Raw genomic sequence first — 18,591 nt, forward strand, 5'->3', positions numbered from 1 at the left:
GCCTGACGCCACGGTATCGATATTGATTATAAATCACTTGTAAGAGCGCCGACACGCGCTCTTTTTTGTTTGCACAATATTCGGTTTATACCAGCGTTAATTTTCTTACATAACCTGAATAACCGACTGTATATCCATGTGGCGCTTTTGCTGTTTGATCGTCCTGTTGCCGCTTTTCGCGTTTGAGCACAATAATTCCGACCTCTACAGTGTTCGGCTGAACCCAACCCGCATCGATGCGGACAAAGTTTTCCTGCTGATCGACAAGAGTGATTACCGGATGTATGTGTATGAGGATGTTACGTTAATTAAAATTTACAAAGTCGTGTTCGGCAGCAACGACCAGTCCGACAAGCGGGTGGAAGGCGACAAGCGCACGCCCAACGGCACTTTCCGCATATCGCAGAAGCGCATGGATAACCGCTGGAGCCGGTTCATGCTGCTCGACTATCCCAACCACGAATCGCTGGAAAAGCACGAACGCCGCGTGGCGCGTGGGGAAGTCAGTTCTGGCGCCAGTATGGGTGGCGGCATCGGCATCCATGGCGTAGAATACGGTTCGGGCATACGGGATTTTTATGTAGACCGCCGCATCAACTGGACGCTAGGCTGCGTCAGCCTCAAAAACGGAGATGTGAATGAGATTTACAACGTGGTGAAGGTAGGAACGCCTGTAGTGATCCGGCAGTAAACAAGTCTCCAAATGTGACCATATAAAAAAAGAAGAGGGATACCACGGTATCCCTCTTTGCATGTGTATGCGTAAAGCAATTAAATCCTGTTTCGTTTGATTTCCTCCACCACGGCAGGGTCCAGCAGGGTGGTGGTATCGCCGAGGTTATCGAGCTCGCCTTCCGCGATCTTGCGGAGGATGCGGCGCATGATTTTCCCCGAGCGAGTTTTCGGCAGGCCGGACACGAACTGTATTTTGTCGGGCTTGGCGATGGGGCCGATGATGCGGGCCACGGTTTGCATGATATCCTTTTTCGTCAGCTCGGGATCTTTGACATGAAGCTCGGAGATCACGAAAGCGTAAATGCCCTGGCCTTTGATATCGTGCGGATATCCTACTACAGCGCTTTCCACGACGCCGGCGTGCATATTGATCGCGTTTTCGACTTCGGCGGTGCCGATGCGGTGGCCGCTGACGTTAAGCACGTCGTCTACCCGGCCGGTGATGCGGTAATATCCGTCTTCGTCGCGGAGGCAGCCGTCGCCGGTGAAGTAGAGGTTTTCGTAAGTGGAGAAGTAAGTAGTGCGGCAGCGTTCGTGGTCGCCGTATGTGGTGCGGATCATGCCGGGCCAGGGGAACTTGATGCAGAGGTTGCCGTTTACGCCGTTGCCGGTGATTTCCTGGCCGTTTTCGTCCACGAGCACGGGCTGGATGCCGGGCAGCGGGAGCGTGGCGTAGCCGGGTTTTTCGGGGGTAATGCCCGCGATGGGCGCGATCATCACGCCGCCGGTTTCGGTTTGCCACCAGGTGTCGGTGATGGGGCATCTGCCTTTGCCGATCTGGTCTTTATACCAATGCCATGCTTCCTCATTGATGGGCTCGCCCACGGTTCCGAGGGTGGTGAGGGAGCTGAGGTCTTTGTGGTTGACCGGTCCCAGGCCAAAGCCCATGAGGCTGCGGATGGCGGTGGGCGCGGTGTAAAGGATGTTCACGCGGAATTTGTCCACGATGTCCCAGAAGCGGCCGGCGTCGGGGTAAGTGGGGACGCCTTCGAACATCAGCGTGGTGGCGCCTGCGCTGAGGGGGCCGTACACGATGTAGGAGTGACCGGTGATCCAGCCGATGTCGGCCGTGCAGAAGTAAACCTGACCGGGTTTGTACTGGAATGTATTGATGAATGTGTAGTTCGCGTAAACCATGTAGCCGGCGCAGGTGTGCACCACGCCTTTGGGCTTGCCGGTGGAGCCGGAAGTGTAAAGGATGAAGAGCATGTCTTCCGCATCCATTTCTTCAGCGGGAACGGGCGGGTTGCCCTGCGTTTCCACGGCTTTGATTTCATCTTCCCACCAAACGTCGCGGCCTTTGAGCATGCTCACAGGTGTGCGGGTGCGGGTGCAGACGATCACTTTTTTCACTGAAGGGCATGCCATCAGGGCATCGTCGATCACGGATTTGAGCGGAATGTCTTTCGCGCCGCGGAAAGCCCCGTCGCAGGTAATCACCAGGCTTGCCTGCGCGTCCTGGATACGGTCGGCGATCGACTGGGCGCTGAAGCCGCCGAACACCACGGAGTGAATGGCGCCGATGCGCGCGCAGGCCAATACGGCGATGGCGAGCTCGGGAATCATCCCCATATAAATACAAACGCGGTCGCCTTTCTTCACGCCGTTATTCTTCAGCACATTGGCAAACTGGCAAACCTTATTATATAATTCGCGGTAAGTAAGCACGCGGTGGCGCTCCTCCGGATCGTTGGGCTCCCAGATAATGGCGGGCTGATTGCCCAGGGTGCCGAGGTGGCGGTCCAGGCAGTTCTCCGTAATATTCATCTTCGCGCCGGTGAACCACTTCACATCCGGTTGCTTGAAATCCCATTCCAGCACTTTATCCCACTTGCGGCGCCAATAAAAATGATCCGCCACATTGGCCCAGAATCCCTCAGGATCGGTTACACTGTGCTGCCAGGCCTGCTTGTAATCGTCAAAACTCTTGAGTTGGTACGGGTACGACATGATACCAGATAGATTAAAATGTTTATAACAGTTTTTTTAACGGGCCTTAAATTTAATCAATTAAGTTTGAACAATATCAAATAATGGCTAAATAACATTGGATTTGGTTCAATAACGACAAACGCCCGGCGCAATGGCCGGGCGTTTGAAATATCATGGAACCCTTGCTAATGGAGGGTTTTGACCCTCTCCTTCACGTAAGTGTGGATTTCGGTTTCGTTCTTCGTTTCCGGTTTCGCACCCTTCAGGTAAAGCTGGTAGTGCTTTCGCGCCTTTTGCGGATCCTGAATATGCTGATCATAAATCCGCGCAATGCCATACTGGCGCATCGGTTCCTTGAACAGGAAATACGCCGTGTCGTAATGGGCTATCGCCGCGCGGTAGTTCTTCATATGCTCGTAGTTGCCGGCAAGTGCGGCGTAATAACTGTCCAGCGACTTGGATTTGGCCATCGAAATACATTCCAGTAACAACGCATTGCTCTTGTCATATTGTTTCAGCTGTCCGTACGATAAAGCTGCATAAAACTTCAGCGTTTCCGGCGATTCCTTCATGAATTCCATCATGAAATTATGCACACTCACGCAGCTGTCGTACGCTTTTAAATTGTAGTAGGTAACGGCAAGATAGATGTAAGCCAACGGCGCCATGGCGCGTTGTTGCATAATTTGCCGCCCATATCGCACCGCGTCATCGTACCGGTCGAGCTTGTAGGCGGATTTAACGAGCAGGGAATTGATGTTGATGTTCGCACTGTCGTTGAGATAATATTGGCGCAGCAGGCTGTCTGCCAGTTCCACTTCGTCTTTCCCCATCAGTTCTTCGGCCAGGAACCCCACAACACCAGGATCGTTTGGCTGGATGGCGTAGGCCTTTTGCATATAGGCCGACGCGGAATCCTGCATGCCCACCACGTTGGTGCATGCGCGCGCCAACTGCTTCCAGCAGGCCGCGTTATCCGGCCTGAGCACGGTGAGTTGCAGAAAGTGAGGCAGGGCTGCCGAATACTGCTGCTGCTGCACGGCTATGTTGCCCAATTGCTGGTGCGCAGTCACGTGGTCGGGCATAATTTCCAGGATCTTCCGGTAAGTTCTCGCCGCCTCGCCCATCTGTGTGTTTTGATAAAATGCATTGGCGAGGATCACCAATCCATTAGGGTGCTGCGGCTTCACCGTTTCTTCCATATACCTGATCACCGATTCATATTGCTGGTCCTGGAGGTAACCCATCAGTAAATCGTTGTTAACTTTGTCCTGGGCCGACACACCGCCGCAAAACAGCACGGATAGGAGCATAAGTAGGAATCGCATATCGTGGATTTTTCTAAAACTAAGAATTTAGTTGATAACTAAAAGTTAAAATTTCAGGGTTGGGGAGAAGGGGGAGATGTGGTGCGGGCGGGGGGCGGCGCTTCGCCGCGGATATGCACATCCTGCTGCGGGAAAGGTATTTCGATGCCGTGGCTGTTCAGTGAGTCGTAAATCGTGCGCAGCAAATCCGACTTCACCGTCAAACCGACATTGATATCCGTCCAGAACAGCACCCTGAAATCCACTGAGCTGTCGTTCAGCAAATGGATCACGACCAGCGGCGCGGGGAATTGCTGGATGGCCTCCTGCGCTTTGACGGCCGCTTCCAGCAAAGCCTGCGCCTGCTTCAGGTCCGAGCCGTAAGCCACGCCCACGATGAGCTCGCTGCGCTTCAGCTGGGTGGTTAAAGTCCAGTTGGTGATGTGTTGGGAAAGGAGGTCGCCGTTCGGGACGATCACCACAGAACCTTCAACCGTGGCGATTTTGCTGGCGCGAATGCCGATCTCTTTAACCGTGCCGCTCTGTGTGCCGATGTCCACCACATCCCCGATTTCCACCGGTTTTTCGAAAGCCAGAATCACGCCGGACACGAGGTTGTTCACGATGTTCTGCAAACCGAAACCGATGCCCACGCTGAGCGCGCCGATGATGATGGTCAGCTTGTCCATGGGAATGCCAGGCGCGGCGAACGCCAGGAGGATCCCCGCGCCCAGGACGCCCAGCCGGATCAGCAATACCGCGCTGTTCCAGCGGTTCTTTTTCACCGAACCCGACCCGTCCTGGTGCCCGAAGATGAACATCATCACCTTGCTGATCTGGAACGCGATCCAGATCACCGCCACGAAAATAAAAATGCTGGAAAAGCTGAAGGTGGTGTTGCCCAGCTTGCGTTCCGCTTCCAGGAACAGCAGCACTTCGTCGCGGATGATGCCGTAGATATTGAGGTTGCGGAGCAGGATCACGAACCAGGCCACTGCCGCCAGCAGGTAGAGCGTAGAGCGGAGGCTTTCGCGGATGCGGTTGAAATCAAGGAAAGCGGCGAAGCGGCTGTTGGATTTACTGGCTTCCAGATGGAGGTAAAACGTTTCGAACAGGAGTTGTACGAGCACCACGAGCGCCTGTGCCGAAATGAGCCCGAACACGGCACTGATGCCGAAGAACTTGGCTAGCATCACCCGGCCGAAGAGGTTGGTCAGCATCGCCGCGATGAACATGGCCATGGCGAGATAAACGACCAGCCGCGTGTATTTCGGCCAGTTGTAACCGGATTCCTGTTCCTGCTTTTTCAGGAAGAACCAGCACACCAGCAACATGGCCACCTGCAGGAAAAATTGCGCCCATCTTTCCAGGAAAGAATTCTGCAACAGAAGGTTCAGCAAGGCGTAACCCAGGTACACCGCCAGCATGATCCCCCACTGCCAGCGCATCCACACGGGCATTTCGCGCGTCTGCAGCAGGCCCACGCACACGGCCAGCACGGTCCACAGCATCACCATGAAAATGATCGGCGGGTTGGTGTACAGGAACGGCCCGACCGTCAGGATGAAGATGAGCGAAGTAAGGAGCGGCTGCCTGGCCGCATAGCGCGTATTGCCGAAAATGCCTTTTTTATCGTGATGGTATTTTTTGATGCGGTGGATGCTGGCGATGAGCCAGCCGAAGTACAAGAGGAACAGCGCGAGGTTGAGCAGGTGAATATCCCAGTTGTATTTCAGGTAAAAACGGAAAACGCGGTGCGTAGCCTGGATGGATCCTTGCAGCACCTGCGGGAAGCTGTTCTCATAATCTCCCGGGCGCGCGTCCCACAGGTTGTTTTCTTCGCGGCCCCAGATATGCTGCTGGGCGTTTTTGAGTTTGAAATCGACCTCGTCGAGCATATCGGTGATGGCGATGTAATTCATGGCCACGCGGTTCTGGAGGAGCCCGATGCGGAGGAGGCTGTTGCGGTTGGCGGTGTCGGCCTGGAGCCATTTGCGGTTGAGCTGCGACAGCTGGTTGACGTAGAGCGATTGCAGGCCGGGATCTTTCGGGAGGCGTTCCAGGACGGTATCGTGCAGGATGTTGTTGATTTCGGCTGACATGTCGGTGACGGCCCGGCTGTACGACGACAGCGACTGCTGCCAGCGGTTGTGGGTCTGTTCCATTTCGAGGAGGATGACCTGCAGGGCATAGAGCGACCGGATGTTGAGGAGCCTGGGATTGGCGAGGATGCCGGCGTGGAGGTTTTTGACGAGGCGTTCCGATTCGGGCAGTTCGGCGGAGATTTCGGTGGTATCGAACCCGCGGCGGAGGGTGTTGTTGACCCGGTTGAGCATTTTGGTGATATTCTCCACGCGTTCCACGGCGTCTGTGACCACGGTGTCCGACGTTTTTTGCCGGGCATCGGGGGAGATGGGCGTTTTGGAATTTTGGGCGCTGGCCGGGGCGGAGAGCAGCAGGCAGCAAAGCAGCGTGTACACACGGATGATCATGCCGATGGGTTGTATAGGAGTTTAACTGAAATGTTGATGTAAGGGTTCATTTCCGGGCATAAAAAAAGGGCCCGGAGGCCCTGATAGTTGTGCAAATAGTTGATAACGGCTGATCAGCGGATTGATTCCGGCGCAAGCGCGATCATCATCACCATGTTGTTTACCGGCGATTCCAGGGTCATTTCCTGGTAGGCGAGCGTGTTGTAACCCTTCATGCGGGTAACTTCCAGCTGGTGGATATCCCTATCCGGCACGAAGTGCGCCGGGCTGCCGTGAACGGTGACGGTCACGTGGGAGATATTCCGGCCTTCCTGCAGGTGGAGATCGTCCAGGAACCGGGAGATGGTGGAATAGATCGGCTGATCTTTAAAGCTTGTTGGTTGGAATTGAATTGGCATGGCTGCTATTTTGGGTGTTTTACAATGGTTCCGCGGGCGGCGGAGGGTTATTGCTTGACGGTTCCGGCCCGGGCTGAAAGCGGGCAACCTTTGGTTAACGGCTGCCTTTTAAACGGCTGCTCACGCTGGAGACATTTTTCAGCAGCTTATCGCCTACGGAAAGGATTTTATCTCTTTCGGCGTTGCTGATCGGGTAAGCGCCTTTGGCTTTCCTGTAAAAGGTAGCGTTGCTCCACCCGCATTCTCTACATACGTGATCCCGGAACGATTTGGGCAACTGCACCAGCTCGCTGTGCAGGTACACCAACAGGTTGTGGGATGAAATTGGCGTAGTTTCCATGCGAAAAAATTTATCATTTTGACTAAACTTGGCACAAAATGTCAATAAAAATGTTATATTGATATTATAGGTATCACATTTTACATTGACAATCATCACAAGTATAATAAAATATATTTACATTGGAGTCGGTTTCAAAAAATATAATTCATGAGGGAGCGCGGTTGAAGCAGATCGTTCGCGACAAGGGCATGAAGATCCTGGACTTCGCCAGGCACGCCGATTTCAGCAACCAGATCGCGCATTATTATTTCCGCAAGGAGGCCATCAAGCGATCCACCCTGCTGGAGTTCTGCACAATGTTGGGCATCAGTCTGGATGAATTTTATGGATGGACGCACCCGCGCCGCGCACTCCCGCAGCCTGCGCAGGACCTCCATCACGGCCGGCGGCTCGATGAAATGATCGAGGAGAAGGGCCTTAACAAAACGCGCCTCGCCAACCGGATGGCCCTCAGCAGGAGGGCGCTCTACAATCTGCTCGAAAAACCCGTTTTTACCCCGGATCAATTGAAGAAAGTCTGCCAGGTGCTGGAAATCAGCCAGAAAGAATTCATCGGCGGCAGTGCGGAAGACGGCGGCGCCGAACTGGCGGATACCGAATCCTGGAAAGACAAATACTACAAACTGCTGGAAGATTACAACCAGGCCCTGCTCGAAATTTCCCGGCTCCGGGAGATCGCTTCCCCTGCTTCCTGATACAAAAAAAGATGCCGCAGCTTCCTGGCAACGGCATCCCGGGTCTTCACAGGTAAGGAACTTGAGGGCTTGTTGTTAACAAATCAGGATGGATTCTATAGCTAATTACCCTGCAAAAGTATTGGCGCAGTGTTACTTGAATATTGCGAATCGGGAAATTTTTCTCCGCGATGAGGAAAAAAACGCCTGTTTTATATATATTAGCAATCCTATATTTATAAAACGATCCTATCCCTCGAACTATGAAACACTGCCTATCCGTCCTGGCCATGTGCCTCATCCTATTGGTGGGGAAAGCGCAACAGGCATCCGCACCCGAAGTGAAAGAATTTGAAATGTTCTGGAAAAAAGTGCACGCGGCGATCATGAAGAAAGACTATCCCGCCATATCCAGTTACATCGAATTTCCCCTGGTAGTCAAAAAAAGCCTTTCCGATACGGCTGTTTCCACCGTCGGCGCGCAGGAATTCGCAACTTTCTTCAGCAATTACCTCGACATGCCCGCGCGCGACAGTTTCATCAACAAGTATGGACTCCTGAAATCCCGCCGCGACCTCAGCGATGATGACAAGTCCATGATCTCCGAAGATGCCGCCACCATGGAAGATTTCGAGTTCCAGAAAACGGGTGGCGAATGGAAGCTGGTATACGTGTATGCCACGCTGCCGGAGTAATCTTTCCCTTTTTTCACATATAAAATAAATCGCTACCGAGAAATTTTACGCGGCATCTGATATTTTTTGAAGGGAAAAAACAATTATTCCCTTAATTTTGCACGATTTTTTTGTGCGTTGAAAGCGCATGGGAAATCGGATGGTTTTTCATTAAAAACAGCTAATAACGAAGATGCCCAAAGACACATCAATCAAATCGGTCCTCATTATCGGTTCCGGTCCCATTATTATCGGTCAGGCTTGCGAATTTGACTATTCCGGCTCCCAGGCGGCCCGCTCCCTGCGGGAAGAAGGGATCAAGGTAATACTCATCAACTCCAATCCGGCCACGATCATGACCGACCCCATGATGGCCGACAAGGTTTATCTGTTGCCGCTCACCGTCGAAAGTATTGAACAGATACTGGAAGAGAACGATATCGACGCGGTACTCCCCACCATGGGTGGCCAGACGGCGCTCAACCTCTGTAAAGAAGTGGATGAGCTGGGTATCTGGGAAAAGTTCAACGTGCGCCTCATCGGGGTGGATATCAAAGCCATCGACAAGGCCGAAGACCGTGAGCAATTCCGCCAATGGATGATCCGGATCGGTATTCCCGTGGCCCCCGCGCGCACAGCCAACTCCCTCCTCGAAGGCAAGGAGTTTGCCCAGGAAATCGGGTTCCCCCTCGTTATCCGTCCCAGCTTCACCCTCGGCGGTACCGGCGGCGGCTTTGTTCACGATAAAGACGAGCTCGACGAAAAGCTCGACCGCGGCCTGAAAGCCTCGCCCGTTCACGAAGTACTCGTGGAAAAAGCGGTGCTCGGCTGGAAGGAATACGAACTGGAGCTCCTGCGCGATAAGAACGATAACGTAGTGATTATCTGTACCGTGGAGAACCTCGACCCCATGGGCGTGCATACCGGAGATTCCATCACCGTGGCCCCGGCCATGACGCTCTCCGATACCGCGTTCCAGGACATGCGCAACAAAGCCATCATGATGATGCGCGACCTCGGCAACTTCGCCGGCGGATGTAACGTTCAGTTCGCCATGAACCCCGAGAACGAAGAGCTCATCGCCATCGAAATCAACCCGCGCGTATCCCGCTCCTCCGCCCTCGCTTCCAAAGCAACCGGCTACCCCATCGCGAAAATCGCTTCCAAACTCGCCATCGGTTACTCCCTCGACGAACTGGAAAACCAGATCACCCGCACCACCTCCGCATACTTCGAGCCCGCGCTCGATTACGTAATCGTAAAAATGCCGCGCTGGAACTTCGATAAGTTCAAAGGTGCCGACGATACCCTCGGCCTCCAGATGAAATCCGTAGGAGAGGTAATGTCCATCGGCCGCACCTTCACCGAAGCCATCCAGAAAGCCTGCCAGTCGCTCGAAAACGACGCTGTCGGCCTCGGCTACTACGGCAAATCCCTCATGAAAAGCGACGCACTGCTGGAAAAACTGAAGCGCCCCACCTGGGACCGCATCTTCCGCATCAAAGACGCGCTCATGGAAGGCGTTTCCGTGAAATCCATCCACCAGGCCACACAAATCGACCGTTGGTTCCTCCACCAGATCAACGATATCGTGACCCTGGAAAAACAACTGGTAGAACACGGCCTCGACTCCGTACCCCTGCACATGCTGCGCGAAGCCAAACAAATGGGCTTCTCCGACAAACAGCTCGCCCTCATCTTCACCAACTGCGAAGAAGAAGAAGTGTACGAAAAACGCAAAGCCGCCGGTATCACCCGCACCTATAAAATGGTGGATACCTGCGCCGCAGAGTTCGAAGCGAAAACACCTTATTTCTACTCCACTTTCGATACCGAAAACGAATCCATCCCCTCCGACAGGAAGAAGGTGATCGTCCTCGGCTCCGGCCCCAACCGCATCGGTCAGGGTATCGAATTCGACTACTGCTGCACCCACGGCCTGCAGGCCATCCAGGAAGCAGGCTACGAAGCCATTATGGTGAACTGCAACCCGGAAACCGTGTCCACCGACTTCGATATGGCCGACAAGCTGTACTTCGAGCCCGTGTACTGGGAGCACCTCTGGGAGATCATCGAACTGGAGAAACCGGAAGGCGTGATCGTACAGCTCGGCGGGCAAACCGCGCTGAAGCTCGCCAAACGCCTTACCGAAAAAGGGATCCGCATCATCGGCACCTCTTTCGATAACATGGACATCGCCGAAGACCGCGGCCGCTTCTCCGACCTGCTGAAAGACCTCGGCATCCCGTATCCCAAATACGGCACTGCTTACAATACAGACGACGCCATCGACGTGGCCAAGGAAGTAGGTTACCCCGTGCTCGTGCGCCCCTCGTACGTACTCGGTGGCCAGCGCATGCGGATCGTGATCAACGAAGAAGAGCTGGAACAATCGGTGCTCAGCCTGCTGAAACACCTGCCCGGCAACAAAATCCTCATCGACCACTTCCTGGACCGCTGCCAGGAAGCCGAGATCGACGCGATCTTCGACGGGGAAAATTTCCATGTGATGGGCGTGATGGAGCACATCGAGCCCGCCGGTATCCACTCGGGAGATTCCAACGCCGTGCTGCCTGCGTTCAACCTCAGCAGCATGGTGGTGACCACGATGGAATACTACGCCGAGAAGATCGCCCGCGCACTTGATATCCGCGGCCTGATCAATATCCAGTTCGCGATTAAAGACGGCAACGTGTTCGTGATCGAAGCCAACCCCCGCGCTTCCCGCACCACGCCGTTCATCGCGAAGGCATACCAGGTGCCGTACCTCAACATCGCCACCAAAGTGATGCTGGGCGTGAACAAGCTCACCGACTTCACGATCAACAAAAACCTCACGGGCTACGCGATCAAGGAACCGGTGTTCTCCTTCAACAAGTTCCCGGGTGTGAACAAGGAGCTGGGCCCCGAGATGAAATCCACCGGCGAAGCCATCCGTTTCATCAAAGACCTCCGCGACCCTTATTTCCGGACGCTTTACAAAGAAAGAAGCATGCACCTCAGCAAATAAGGTCATGTGAAAATATAGCAAACCGCACCAGGCAACTGGTGCGGTTTTTTTTAACAGTTCTTTTTTCGGGGACTCGCACCAAATATATTTCAACACGTTAGGAAATTGTTAACGTTTTTGCGTTAGAGTGATTGATAATCAATTGGATGGAAAAATACCTTTTAACAGGTCATTAATAAAATTTATAAACCGGGTGCGATATTTTTACAATGAAATGTGAAGTTTATCATTGGTGAAAGTGAAACAAATGGCTAATTAACGCGAGATTAACAAGTGACTTTGGATAAAATAAAAGGCCCCCGATCGCTGGAACGATGGGGGCCAAGGTCAGGATGATACGAGATGTTCGATTAATTTGATCGTAACAATTGCACGAATGACCCAAATCATCAATGCATCAAATCCATCCTGTTTTTTTTGAGGTGAAAACCTCAGTTGACTGTTTTTCATAACTGAAGGGTCGCGTTTTAATGTGACCCTTCGTTATAAGAAACGTGACTAAATTGCAAAAATATCCGAGCGCCGCGAGTTAGTAATTTGTTAATCACAGTCTCATAGTCACCTGAATGACTATACTATTTCCAACAAATTTCCGAATCACAAACGCGGGTTTTTAATCTCCGATTTTCGGAGATATCCGATTTGTCCAATTCCCGGCGACAAGCTAAATTGCTGTTGACCATTGTTTGTTATTCATGAAAAACCAAACCTGGAAAGCAGCTCCTTTCCTGCGCCTGTTGCCGTTTCTGGCAGCCGGTGCATTCGCCGGAACTTACTTCCCGCGGATTCCCTGGATACTCCCGGTGATGTGCCTGCTATGTTGGTTGCTGCCTGCATTGCTGCCGTTACGTGCGCGTTTCGCGGTGCGGCATATGCAGGGCGTGGGTGTGTTGGGAACGGTTTTTTGTGTGGGGATGATGCTGCCCGCCGTAACGGATATCCGCCGGAACCCGCAGTGGGCCGGGCATCTGGGTAACGATTCGCTGAATATGGTGCTGGTGCTGACGGAAAACCCCCAACCCAAAGCCCGCTCCTGGAAAGCCGAATGCCGGATCGAAAGCGCAGGGAACGCAGGCTCGCTGACTGCCGCAACAGGCACTATCATCGTGTATTTCGCGTCGGACCCGGGGATAGACGCCGGCAGCAGGATCTTCGCCCGCGCCCGTGCCGAGCCCATCCGCAATGCGGGCAACCCCGGCGCCTACGATTACGCGGCCTACTGCGCCAGGAAAGGCCTGTTTCACCGCACCTTCCTGGCGGATGCGCAATGGCGGCGCCTCCCCGGCAATGGGTTCACTGTCGCGGAGCAATGGCTGCACCACGCGCATGATTATACGTTGCGCACACTGCAAACCCATATTCCCGGAAAGGAGCGCGCGGGCATCGCGGAAGCTTTGCTGGTAGGATACCGCGCCCATCTCGATGCGGAAGTAGTGCGCGACTATACGAATACCGGTGTGGTGCATATCATCGCCATCTCCGGCCTGCACCTGGGTTTGATCTACCTGGGAGGCGTCCAGCTGCTGCGATGGTTACCCAACCGCCGGTGGACGAACGTATTGCGCGCGGTGCTGCTGGTGGGGGTATTGTGGTTTTTCTCCCTGCTCACCGGGGCTTCCGCGTCCGTACTTCGTTCCGCCGTGATGTTTACCGCCATTGCAGCGGGCAGTTTCCTTATCAGCCGGCATGTGTCGCCCTATAATAATCTGGCGGCGGCGGCATTCCTGCTGCTGGCGGCAAATCCCATGTTCCTGGCGGATGCCGGGTTCCAGCTGTCGTTTTTCGCAGTGGCGGGTATACAAATTTGTTACCGTCCGATCTACTGCTGTTGGGCCCCGCCATGGCCCTGGCTCGACAAAATCTGGCAACTGGCCGCCGTTTCGCTGGCGGCCCAGGCGTTCACGTTACCCGTTTGCCTGTATTACTTCCGGCAGTTCCCGGTGTATTTCCTGCCGGCCAACCTGGTAGCCGTACCCTGGAGCACCTTGTTGCTGTACGGTGAGCTCCTGCTCATGGCGGTTTCGTGGTGGGATACCGGCGCCGGATGGGTAGGGTGGCTTGTGGGGTGGGGGATAGAAGGGATGAACATCGTGATCGCGTGGCTGGGGGACCTGCCGGGCGCCGTGTGGAGCCATATCCGCATTACGCTGGCGGAGACCTGCATGTTGTATGGCGTTATCGTGACGGGCGTGGTAGCCGGGCTTTTAAAAAGCCGCCGGTGGTTCCTGGGGATGGGGGCCTTGATGGCAGCGGGCTCGGCGATGCACACCGTGGAAATAATTAGCGCTTCCGCGCAGAGGCGCTTCGTTGTGTTGAATATTCCCAAAGCCACGGTGGTTGGGTATGTGGAAGGAAGAGAAAGCTATTGGTACGGCGACAGCACCCTGCAGGCCGTCAACGCCCTGCAGGGTGCGGAGTGGCACTGGAACCTGCGTTCCAGTTCATTGGCCCCGCGGCGGACGGTGATGTGCCTGGGCGGAAAGCGCCTCCTCATCCTTGACGGCAAACTTCCCGCCGCTCCTCCTCCTGTAAAAATTAAAATCGATTATATTTTATTGTCACATAAAGCGAATGTCAATATCAGTCGCTTGAGCGAATATTTTACATATGAGCTGTTGATTTTTGATGCTTCCTTACCGCCTTTCCGCCTGCAGGAATGGAAAAATGCCGGTAAGGAACTAACTTTGCGCAACTTTTCGGTTCCTGATGAAGGGGCCTTAGTTGTAAATCTCTAATTAAAACTGTGCATGCAGAAGCAAATCAAATCCGCTTTGATCTCCGTGTTCTATAAGGACAACCTGGAGAATATCGTCAAAGCATTGGGCCAGCAGGGCGTAACCATTTATTCCACCGGCGGTACGCAAAAGTTCATCGAAGATCTCGGTGTGAAGTGCGTAGCTGTGGAAGACCTGACCGCATATCCGTCCATCCTGGGCGGCCGTGTGAAAACCCTTCACCCCAAAGTATTTGGTGGCATCCTGGCCCGCAGGGAAACCCCCCAGGACCTGGAGCAGCTCGCCCAGTACGGGATCCCCGAGATCGACCTCGTGATCGTGGACCTCTATCCTTTCGAAGAAACCGTGAAAAGCACGACCGAAGAACAATCCATCATCGAGAAGATCGACATCGGCGGTGTTTCCCTCATCCGTGCAGCAGGTAAAAACTATAAAGACGTGGTGATCGTGGCTTCCAAAGACCAGTACGGTGCGCTCGAGCAGGTGCTGGTGGAAGGCAAAGGCGCCACCACCCTCGATCAACGCCGCGGTTTTGCAGCCCAAGCCTTCGAAGTATGCGCCCATTACGATGTGGCCATCGCTTCCTGGTGGATGCGGAACGAAGAGCAGCAGGATTACTTCCAGCTGTCGGCGCCCCTGGGCCAGGTGTGCCGCTACGGCGAAAACCCCCACCAGAAAGGCGTTTTCTACGGCAACCTCAACGATCTGTTCGAAAAGCTCCACGGCAAGGAGCTTTCCTATAACAACCTGGTAGACGTGGACGCGGCCGTTCAGCTGATCGCCGAATTCACCGAAACCACTTTCGCCGTGATCAAGCATACCAACGTATGCGGTATCGCGAGCCGCGCCACCCTTCCCGAAGCCTGGGAAGCAGCCCTGGCCGGTGACAAGGAATCCGCGTTCGGCGGCGTACTGGTCTGCAACAAGGTAGTGGACGCAGCCACGGCACAATCCATCAACGAGATCTTCTTCGAAATCCTCATCGCCCCCGGCTTTGAGCCCGCCGCACTGGAAATCCTCCAGGCCAAGAAGAACCGCATCCTCCTCCTGCAGAAACAGCCCCTGAAAACCCCCAGCATGTTCAAAAACGTGCTCGGAGGCGTGCTCGTACAGGACAACGACGAAGGCAGCTACAAAGAATGGAACGATACCGGCGCTCAACCCGCCACCGACGCACAACGTGCCGATCTGGAGTTTGCCAACATCGTTTGCAAGCACCTGAAGTCAAACGCCATCGCCCTCGTGAAAGACCGCCAGCTTGTGGGCAAAGGCTGCGGCCAGACCTCCCGCATCGACGCGCTCCGTCATGCCATCGAGAAGGCGAAGCAATTCAACTTCAGCCTGCAAGGCGCTGCCATGGCGTCCGACGCGTTCTTCCCCTTCGACGATTGCGTACGCATCGCACATGCAGAAGGTATTAACGCCGTGATCCAGCCCGGCGGCTCCATCCGCGACGCCGATTCCATCAGCTTCGCCAAAGAAAACGGCATGGTGATGATCGTAACCGGCATGCGCCACTTCCGCCACTAATCGCGAAGTCCATCTTCTTCATACACAAAAGGCCACCTGTAGAGGGTGGCCTTTTTAAGTTTAAAATGGTTTTACGACACCAGGTCTAGATTATAATTTGTCGCATTAATGACTTAAATTGTTGATAACTAATTGTATTTAGTTGATTTAGAATTGTATGTTAACCGCTTATTAACAAAACTCCAACTCCCTGAAATCTACCTTTGATATTGTTATAGCACTGTTTAAGAATGAATTTTGGTGTACCTGAATAGACAAACACAAGAGCGGATAATTTACCCTGGAAGAACCAAACATCACACATCTCATTGCGGCAAAATCAAAAGAAACAAATAACTTCAATTAAATGAAAAAGCCCCCGTTCGCTGCAACGAGGGGGCGCTGATCAGGACAGTAATTCAATTAAGCCGGTGGCAACTGCGTAACGCAAGATCCACATCATGAGCTGATCGAATCCTTCTGGTCCATCTTTAGGAGGTCTGGTCCTCTTATTTGTATGTCTCATACAAAAAAGGGTCGCTTTTTGTGAGCGGCCCTTCTTAATATGAGCCTATCAGTAGCAAATTGGGAATATGGAGCTCGGGCGCGCGTTAGCGATTTGTTAACCGTTAAATAATAGTTTTACGAAATCTCATGGTGTGGTCAAATACGCCAAATAAACCCCATTAAGATACCTGCTTTGGTTACGCGCAAATTACTTGCGGAGAGCATGTCCACGACGCGCAATAATTTTGTACTATTGCCCCAAGCAAATGCCCTTTTTACAGCAACATAACAGGAAGGAAGCCGATGACGCCGCACTGGTCCGGGAATACAAAGAAACCGGACAGCTCGAGGTGTTGGCGGCCCTTTATGAGCGGTATATGGACCTCGTTTACGGCGTTTGCCTCAAATACCTGGACGACGACAGCGCGAAAGATGCCGTGATGCAGATATTCGAGGAGTTGATTCCTAAAGTGAAACAACATGAAATCCAAAGCTTTAGGGGCTGGCTGCATGTGCTGGCCAGGAATCACTGCCTCATGAAGCTCCGCGCGGCAGGCACCCGCGGCAGAATCGTGGCCATGGAAGAAGAAGGATTTGTGGAATCCGGGCCTTTTTTTCATCCGGATAATGGAAACGGGCTGGAAGACAACCTCCAGGCCATGGAACGCTGCATGGAAAAACTCCCCGACGAACAGAAGAAAAGCGTCGACCTGTTTTACCTGCAGGAAAAAAGCTATCGCGAAGTAGCCGAGATCACCGGCTACGACATGAATAAAGTGAAAAGCTACATACAGAACGGGAAACGAAACCTGAAGATCTGTATGGAGAAAAAATAAATGGCAACGCCGAGAAAACATATCGAGCCCACTGCGGACCTGATCCGCCGGTACCTGGCGGGTGAGCTGGACGATCAGACGATGCACGCCCTGGATCGCCAGGCCCTGGAAGACCCCTTCCTGGCCGAAGCGCTGGAAGGATACGGCAAAAGTCCCCGTTCCCGCGATCCCGAACTGGCCGACCTCCGCGCCCGCCTGCAGCAAAGAGCCGCCCAACCGCCTGCCCCGACAGGCATGGTGCGCCGCCTCGCCCGCCGCTGGCTGGCCGCCGCCGGCGTATTGCTCCTCATCTCGATATCCGCCCTGTTCCTCTTCCGCCGCCCTGCCGATAAAGAAGTGGCCCAGGAGCTCCCGGCCGCCAAAAAACAAGAGGACACTGCGTTTCTTCAGCCAGCGCCCGCAGCCGCTCCCCAGGCCCCGGAATCCACCCAAACACTCATGGACGCCGGCGCCACCGTGCAACCGCAACCGCCTGCGCCCAAACCGCGGGAAAGCAAGCCGGTACCCGGAAATGCGAACACCGCCCGCGCGGAAGAAGCGCGCCGCAGGGAAGCCACCCCCGTTGCGGAAGCGGATGCCCCCGCTGCCGTGGCCGCCGCTCCTGCCGCCGCGCCGCCTCCACCGCCTGCAAAGCGGATCATGATTCGCGGAACCGGCAACGCATCTACAGACGAGCGTACTTCTGGCGGAACGGAAGGCATCGCAAAGAACAATTCCAACCCCTTCAACGCAGATACGGTGTACATCGGCCGCAAACCCTCGCCGCTCGCGAAAAAGAGCGAGGAACCCGCTGCCATGACGCAGGGCAAGGTGGCCGGCGTGGAATCCAAATATCCGTCCCACCACGAATCGCACGACATACGGCTCATCAGCGGGAAAGTCCTCGACGCCACCACCGGCGAAATCATGGGCGGCGCCATCGTGCACGAACGCTCCACCAACAAGCGCGTGGTCACCGACAGCTCCGGCCAGTTCGCCATCACCGTCAACGCCGGCGCCAGAACGAGTATCGACGTGTCCATGATCGGCTACCAGCACATGGTGGTGCCCGTGCCAACGGATAAAAGCAACTTCAACATCTACCTACCCGCCAGCGATAACGCATTGTCGGAAACGGTCATCGTTACGGGCGGGAAAGGCCGTGCCGTTCCGCAGCCAGCGCTGGGCCAGGCCGCATACCGCCATTACCTGGAAGCACTGCCGCCAGTGCCTGTTCCCGGGCTTGCGGGCGATCTTGCCGGCGAAGTGCGCGTCACTTTCACGGTGCACTCGGACAGTACGCTGCATCAAATCAAAGCGGTAAAACCTTTCCATCCCGCCGCGGGCGAGGCTGCCGTGAAGCGCCTGGAACAAGGGCCCAAATGGTCGCCGGTGAAAGGGCGCAAAGGGAAAGCGGAGATCATGGTGCCGGTGAAGCTCATCCCCGGGCAATAAAAAAG

The 18,591-nt window shown here is 54.3% G+C and carries 13 protein-coding genes; 8 read left to right on the forward strand and 5 right to left on the reverse strand.

What is annotated here, in order from left to right; all coding sequences use genetic code 11:
* The first annotated feature begins 136 nt into the window (after positions 1–136).
* Positions 137–691, forward strand: a complete 555-nt coding sequence (locus tag Q0510_RS11680; RefSeq protein ID WP_298711546.1) for a L,D-transpeptidase — start codon at positions 137–139, stop codon at positions 689–691.
* Positions 692–771: 80 nt separating this feature from the next.
* Here the strand turns inward: Q0510_RS11680 and acs are convergent, their stop codons facing one another.
* From acs to Q0510_RS11705, 5 genes are all read right to left on the reverse strand, one after another.
* Positions 772–2,685: an acetate--CoA ligase gene (gene acs / locus Q0510_RS11685; RefSeq protein WP_298711549.1), complete on the reverse strand. Its 1,914-nt coding sequence runs from the start codon at positions 2,683–2,685 to the stop codon at positions 772–774.
* A 167-nt stretch (positions 2,686–2,852) separates the two neighbouring features.
* The gene (locus Q0510_RS11690; protein WP_298711551.1) at positions 2,853–3,995 is read right to left on the reverse strand and encodes a tetratricopeptide repeat protein; all 1,143 of its coding nucleotides are present in this window, start codon (positions 3,993–3,995) and stop codon (positions 2,853–2,855) included.
* Between the two features lie 53 nt (positions 3,996–4,048).
* Entirely contained in the window at positions 4,049–6,466 is a 2,418-nt protein-coding gene (locus Q0510_RS11695) for a mechanosensitive ion channel domain-containing protein (RefSeq protein WP_298711554.1), read from the reverse strand.
* A 113-nt stretch (positions 6,467–6,579) separates the two neighbouring features.
* The gene (locus tag Q0510_RS11700) at positions 6,580–6,864 is read right to left on the reverse strand and encodes a hypothetical protein (protein WP_298711557.1); all 285 of its coding nucleotides are present in this window, start codon (positions 6,862–6,864) and stop codon (positions 6,580–6,582) included.
* 94 nt (positions 6,865–6,958) lie between these two features.
* Complete coding sequence (locus Q0510_RS11705; RefSeq protein ID WP_298711560.1) at positions 6,959–7,204, reverse strand: hypothetical protein; 246 nt, start codon at positions 7,202–7,204, stop codon at positions 6,959–6,961.
* Positions 7,205–7,368: 164 nt separating this feature from the next.
* Here Q0510_RS11705 and Q0510_RS11710 point away from each other — a divergent pair, with 164 nt between their 5' ends.
* The 7 genes from Q0510_RS11710 (at position 7,369) to Q0510_RS11740 (ending at position 18,586) form a co-directional block, all read left to right on the forward strand.
* On the forward strand, positions 7,369–7,902 hold the full coding sequence (locus tag Q0510_RS11710; RefSeq protein ID WP_298711562.1) for a helix-turn-helix transcriptional regulator: 534 nt from the start codon (positions 7,369–7,371) through the stop codon (positions 7,900–7,902).
* Positions 7,903–8,144: 242 nt separating this feature from the next.
* Positions 8,145–8,576: a hypothetical protein gene (locus Q0510_RS11715; RefSeq protein ID WP_298711564.1), complete on the forward strand. Its 432-nt coding sequence runs from the start codon at positions 8,145–8,147 to the stop codon at positions 8,574–8,576.
* Positions 8,577–8,748: 172 nt separating this feature from the next.
* Positions 8,749–11,565, forward strand: coding sequence for a carbamoyl-phosphate synthase large subunit (gene carB / locus Q0510_RS11720; RefSeq protein WP_298711567.1), 2,817 nt, complete (start codon positions 8,749–8,751; stop codon positions 11,563–11,565).
* A gap of 695 nt (positions 11,566–12,260) precedes the next feature.
* Positions 12,261–14,300: a ComEC/Rec2 family competence protein gene (locus Q0510_RS11725; protein WP_298711569.1), complete on the forward strand. Its 2,040-nt coding sequence runs from the start codon at positions 12,261–12,263 to the stop codon at positions 14,298–14,300.
* Positions 14,301–14,312: 12 nt separating this feature from the next.
* Positions 14,313–15,830, forward strand: a complete 1,518-nt coding sequence (purH, locus tag Q0510_RS11730) for a bifunctional phosphoribosylaminoimidazolecarboxamide formyltransferase/IMP cyclohydrolase (protein WP_298711572.1) — start codon at positions 14,313–14,315, stop codon at positions 15,828–15,830.
* Positions 15,831–16,582: 752 nt separating this feature from the next.
* Positions 16,583–17,152 (forward strand): sigma-70 family RNA polymerase sigma factor, encoded by a 570-nt coding sequence (locus tag Q0510_RS11735; RefSeq protein WP_298711575.1) that lies wholly within the window; start codon positions 16,583–16,585, stop codon positions 17,150–17,152.
* Positions 17,153–18,586: a carboxypeptidase-like regulatory domain-containing protein gene (locus tag Q0510_RS11740; protein ID WP_298711578.1), complete on the forward strand. Its 1,434-nt coding sequence runs from the start codon at positions 17,153–17,155 to the stop codon at positions 18,584–18,586.
* The last annotated feature ends 5 nt before the right edge of the window (positions 18,587–18,591 follow it).

Origin of the sequence: uncultured Chitinophaga sp., assembly GCF_937874145.1 — a bacterium.
Taxonomy (GTDB): Bacteria; Bacteroidota; Bacteroidia; order Chitinophagales; family Chitinophagaceae; genus Chitinophaga.

Coding starts and splice junctions, on each gene's coding strand:
- Q0510_RS11740 (WP_298711578.1), top strand. CDS start 17,153: ATGGCAACGCCGAGAAAACATATCGAGCCCACTGCGGACCTGATCCGC.
- Q0510_RS11705 (WP_298711560.1), bottom strand. CDS start 7,204: ATGGAAACTACGCCAATTTCATCCCACAACCTGTTGGTGTACCTGCAC.
- Q0510_RS11725 (WP_298711569.1), top strand. CDS start 12,261: ATGAAAAACCAAACCTGGAAAGCAGCTCCTTTCCTGCGCCTGTTGCCG.
- acs (WP_298711549.1), bottom strand. CDS start 2,685: ATGTCGTACCCGTACCAACTCAAGAGTTTTGACGATTACAAGCAGGCC.
- Q0510_RS11715 (WP_298711564.1), top strand. CDS start 8,145: ATGAAACACTGCCTATCCGTCCTGGCCATGTGCCTCATCCTATTGGTG.
- Q0510_RS11680 (WP_298711546.1), top strand. CDS start 137: ATGTGGCGCTTTTGCTGTTTGATCGTCCTGTTGCCGCTTTTCGCGTTT.
- Q0510_RS11695 (WP_298711554.1), bottom strand. CDS start 6,466: ATGATCATCCGTGTGTACACGCTGCTTTGCTGCCTGCTGCTCTCCGCC.
- carB (WP_298711567.1), top strand. CDS start 8,749: ATGCCCAAAGACACATCAATCAAATCGGTCCTCATTATCGGTTCCGGT.
- purH (WP_298711572.1), top strand. CDS start 14,313: ATGCAGAAGCAAATCAAATCCGCTTTGATCTCCGTGTTCTATAAGGAC.
- Q0510_RS11700 (WP_298711557.1), bottom strand. CDS start 6,864: ATGCCAATTCAATTCCAACCAACAAGCTTTAAAGATCAGCCGATCTAT.
- Q0510_RS11690 (WP_298711551.1), bottom strand. CDS start 3,995: ATGCGATTCCTACTTATGCTCCTATCCGTGCTGTTTTGCGGCGGTGTG.
- Q0510_RS11735 (WP_298711575.1), top strand. CDS start 16,583: ATGCCCTTTTTACAGCAACATAACAGGAAGGAAGCCGATGACGCCGCA.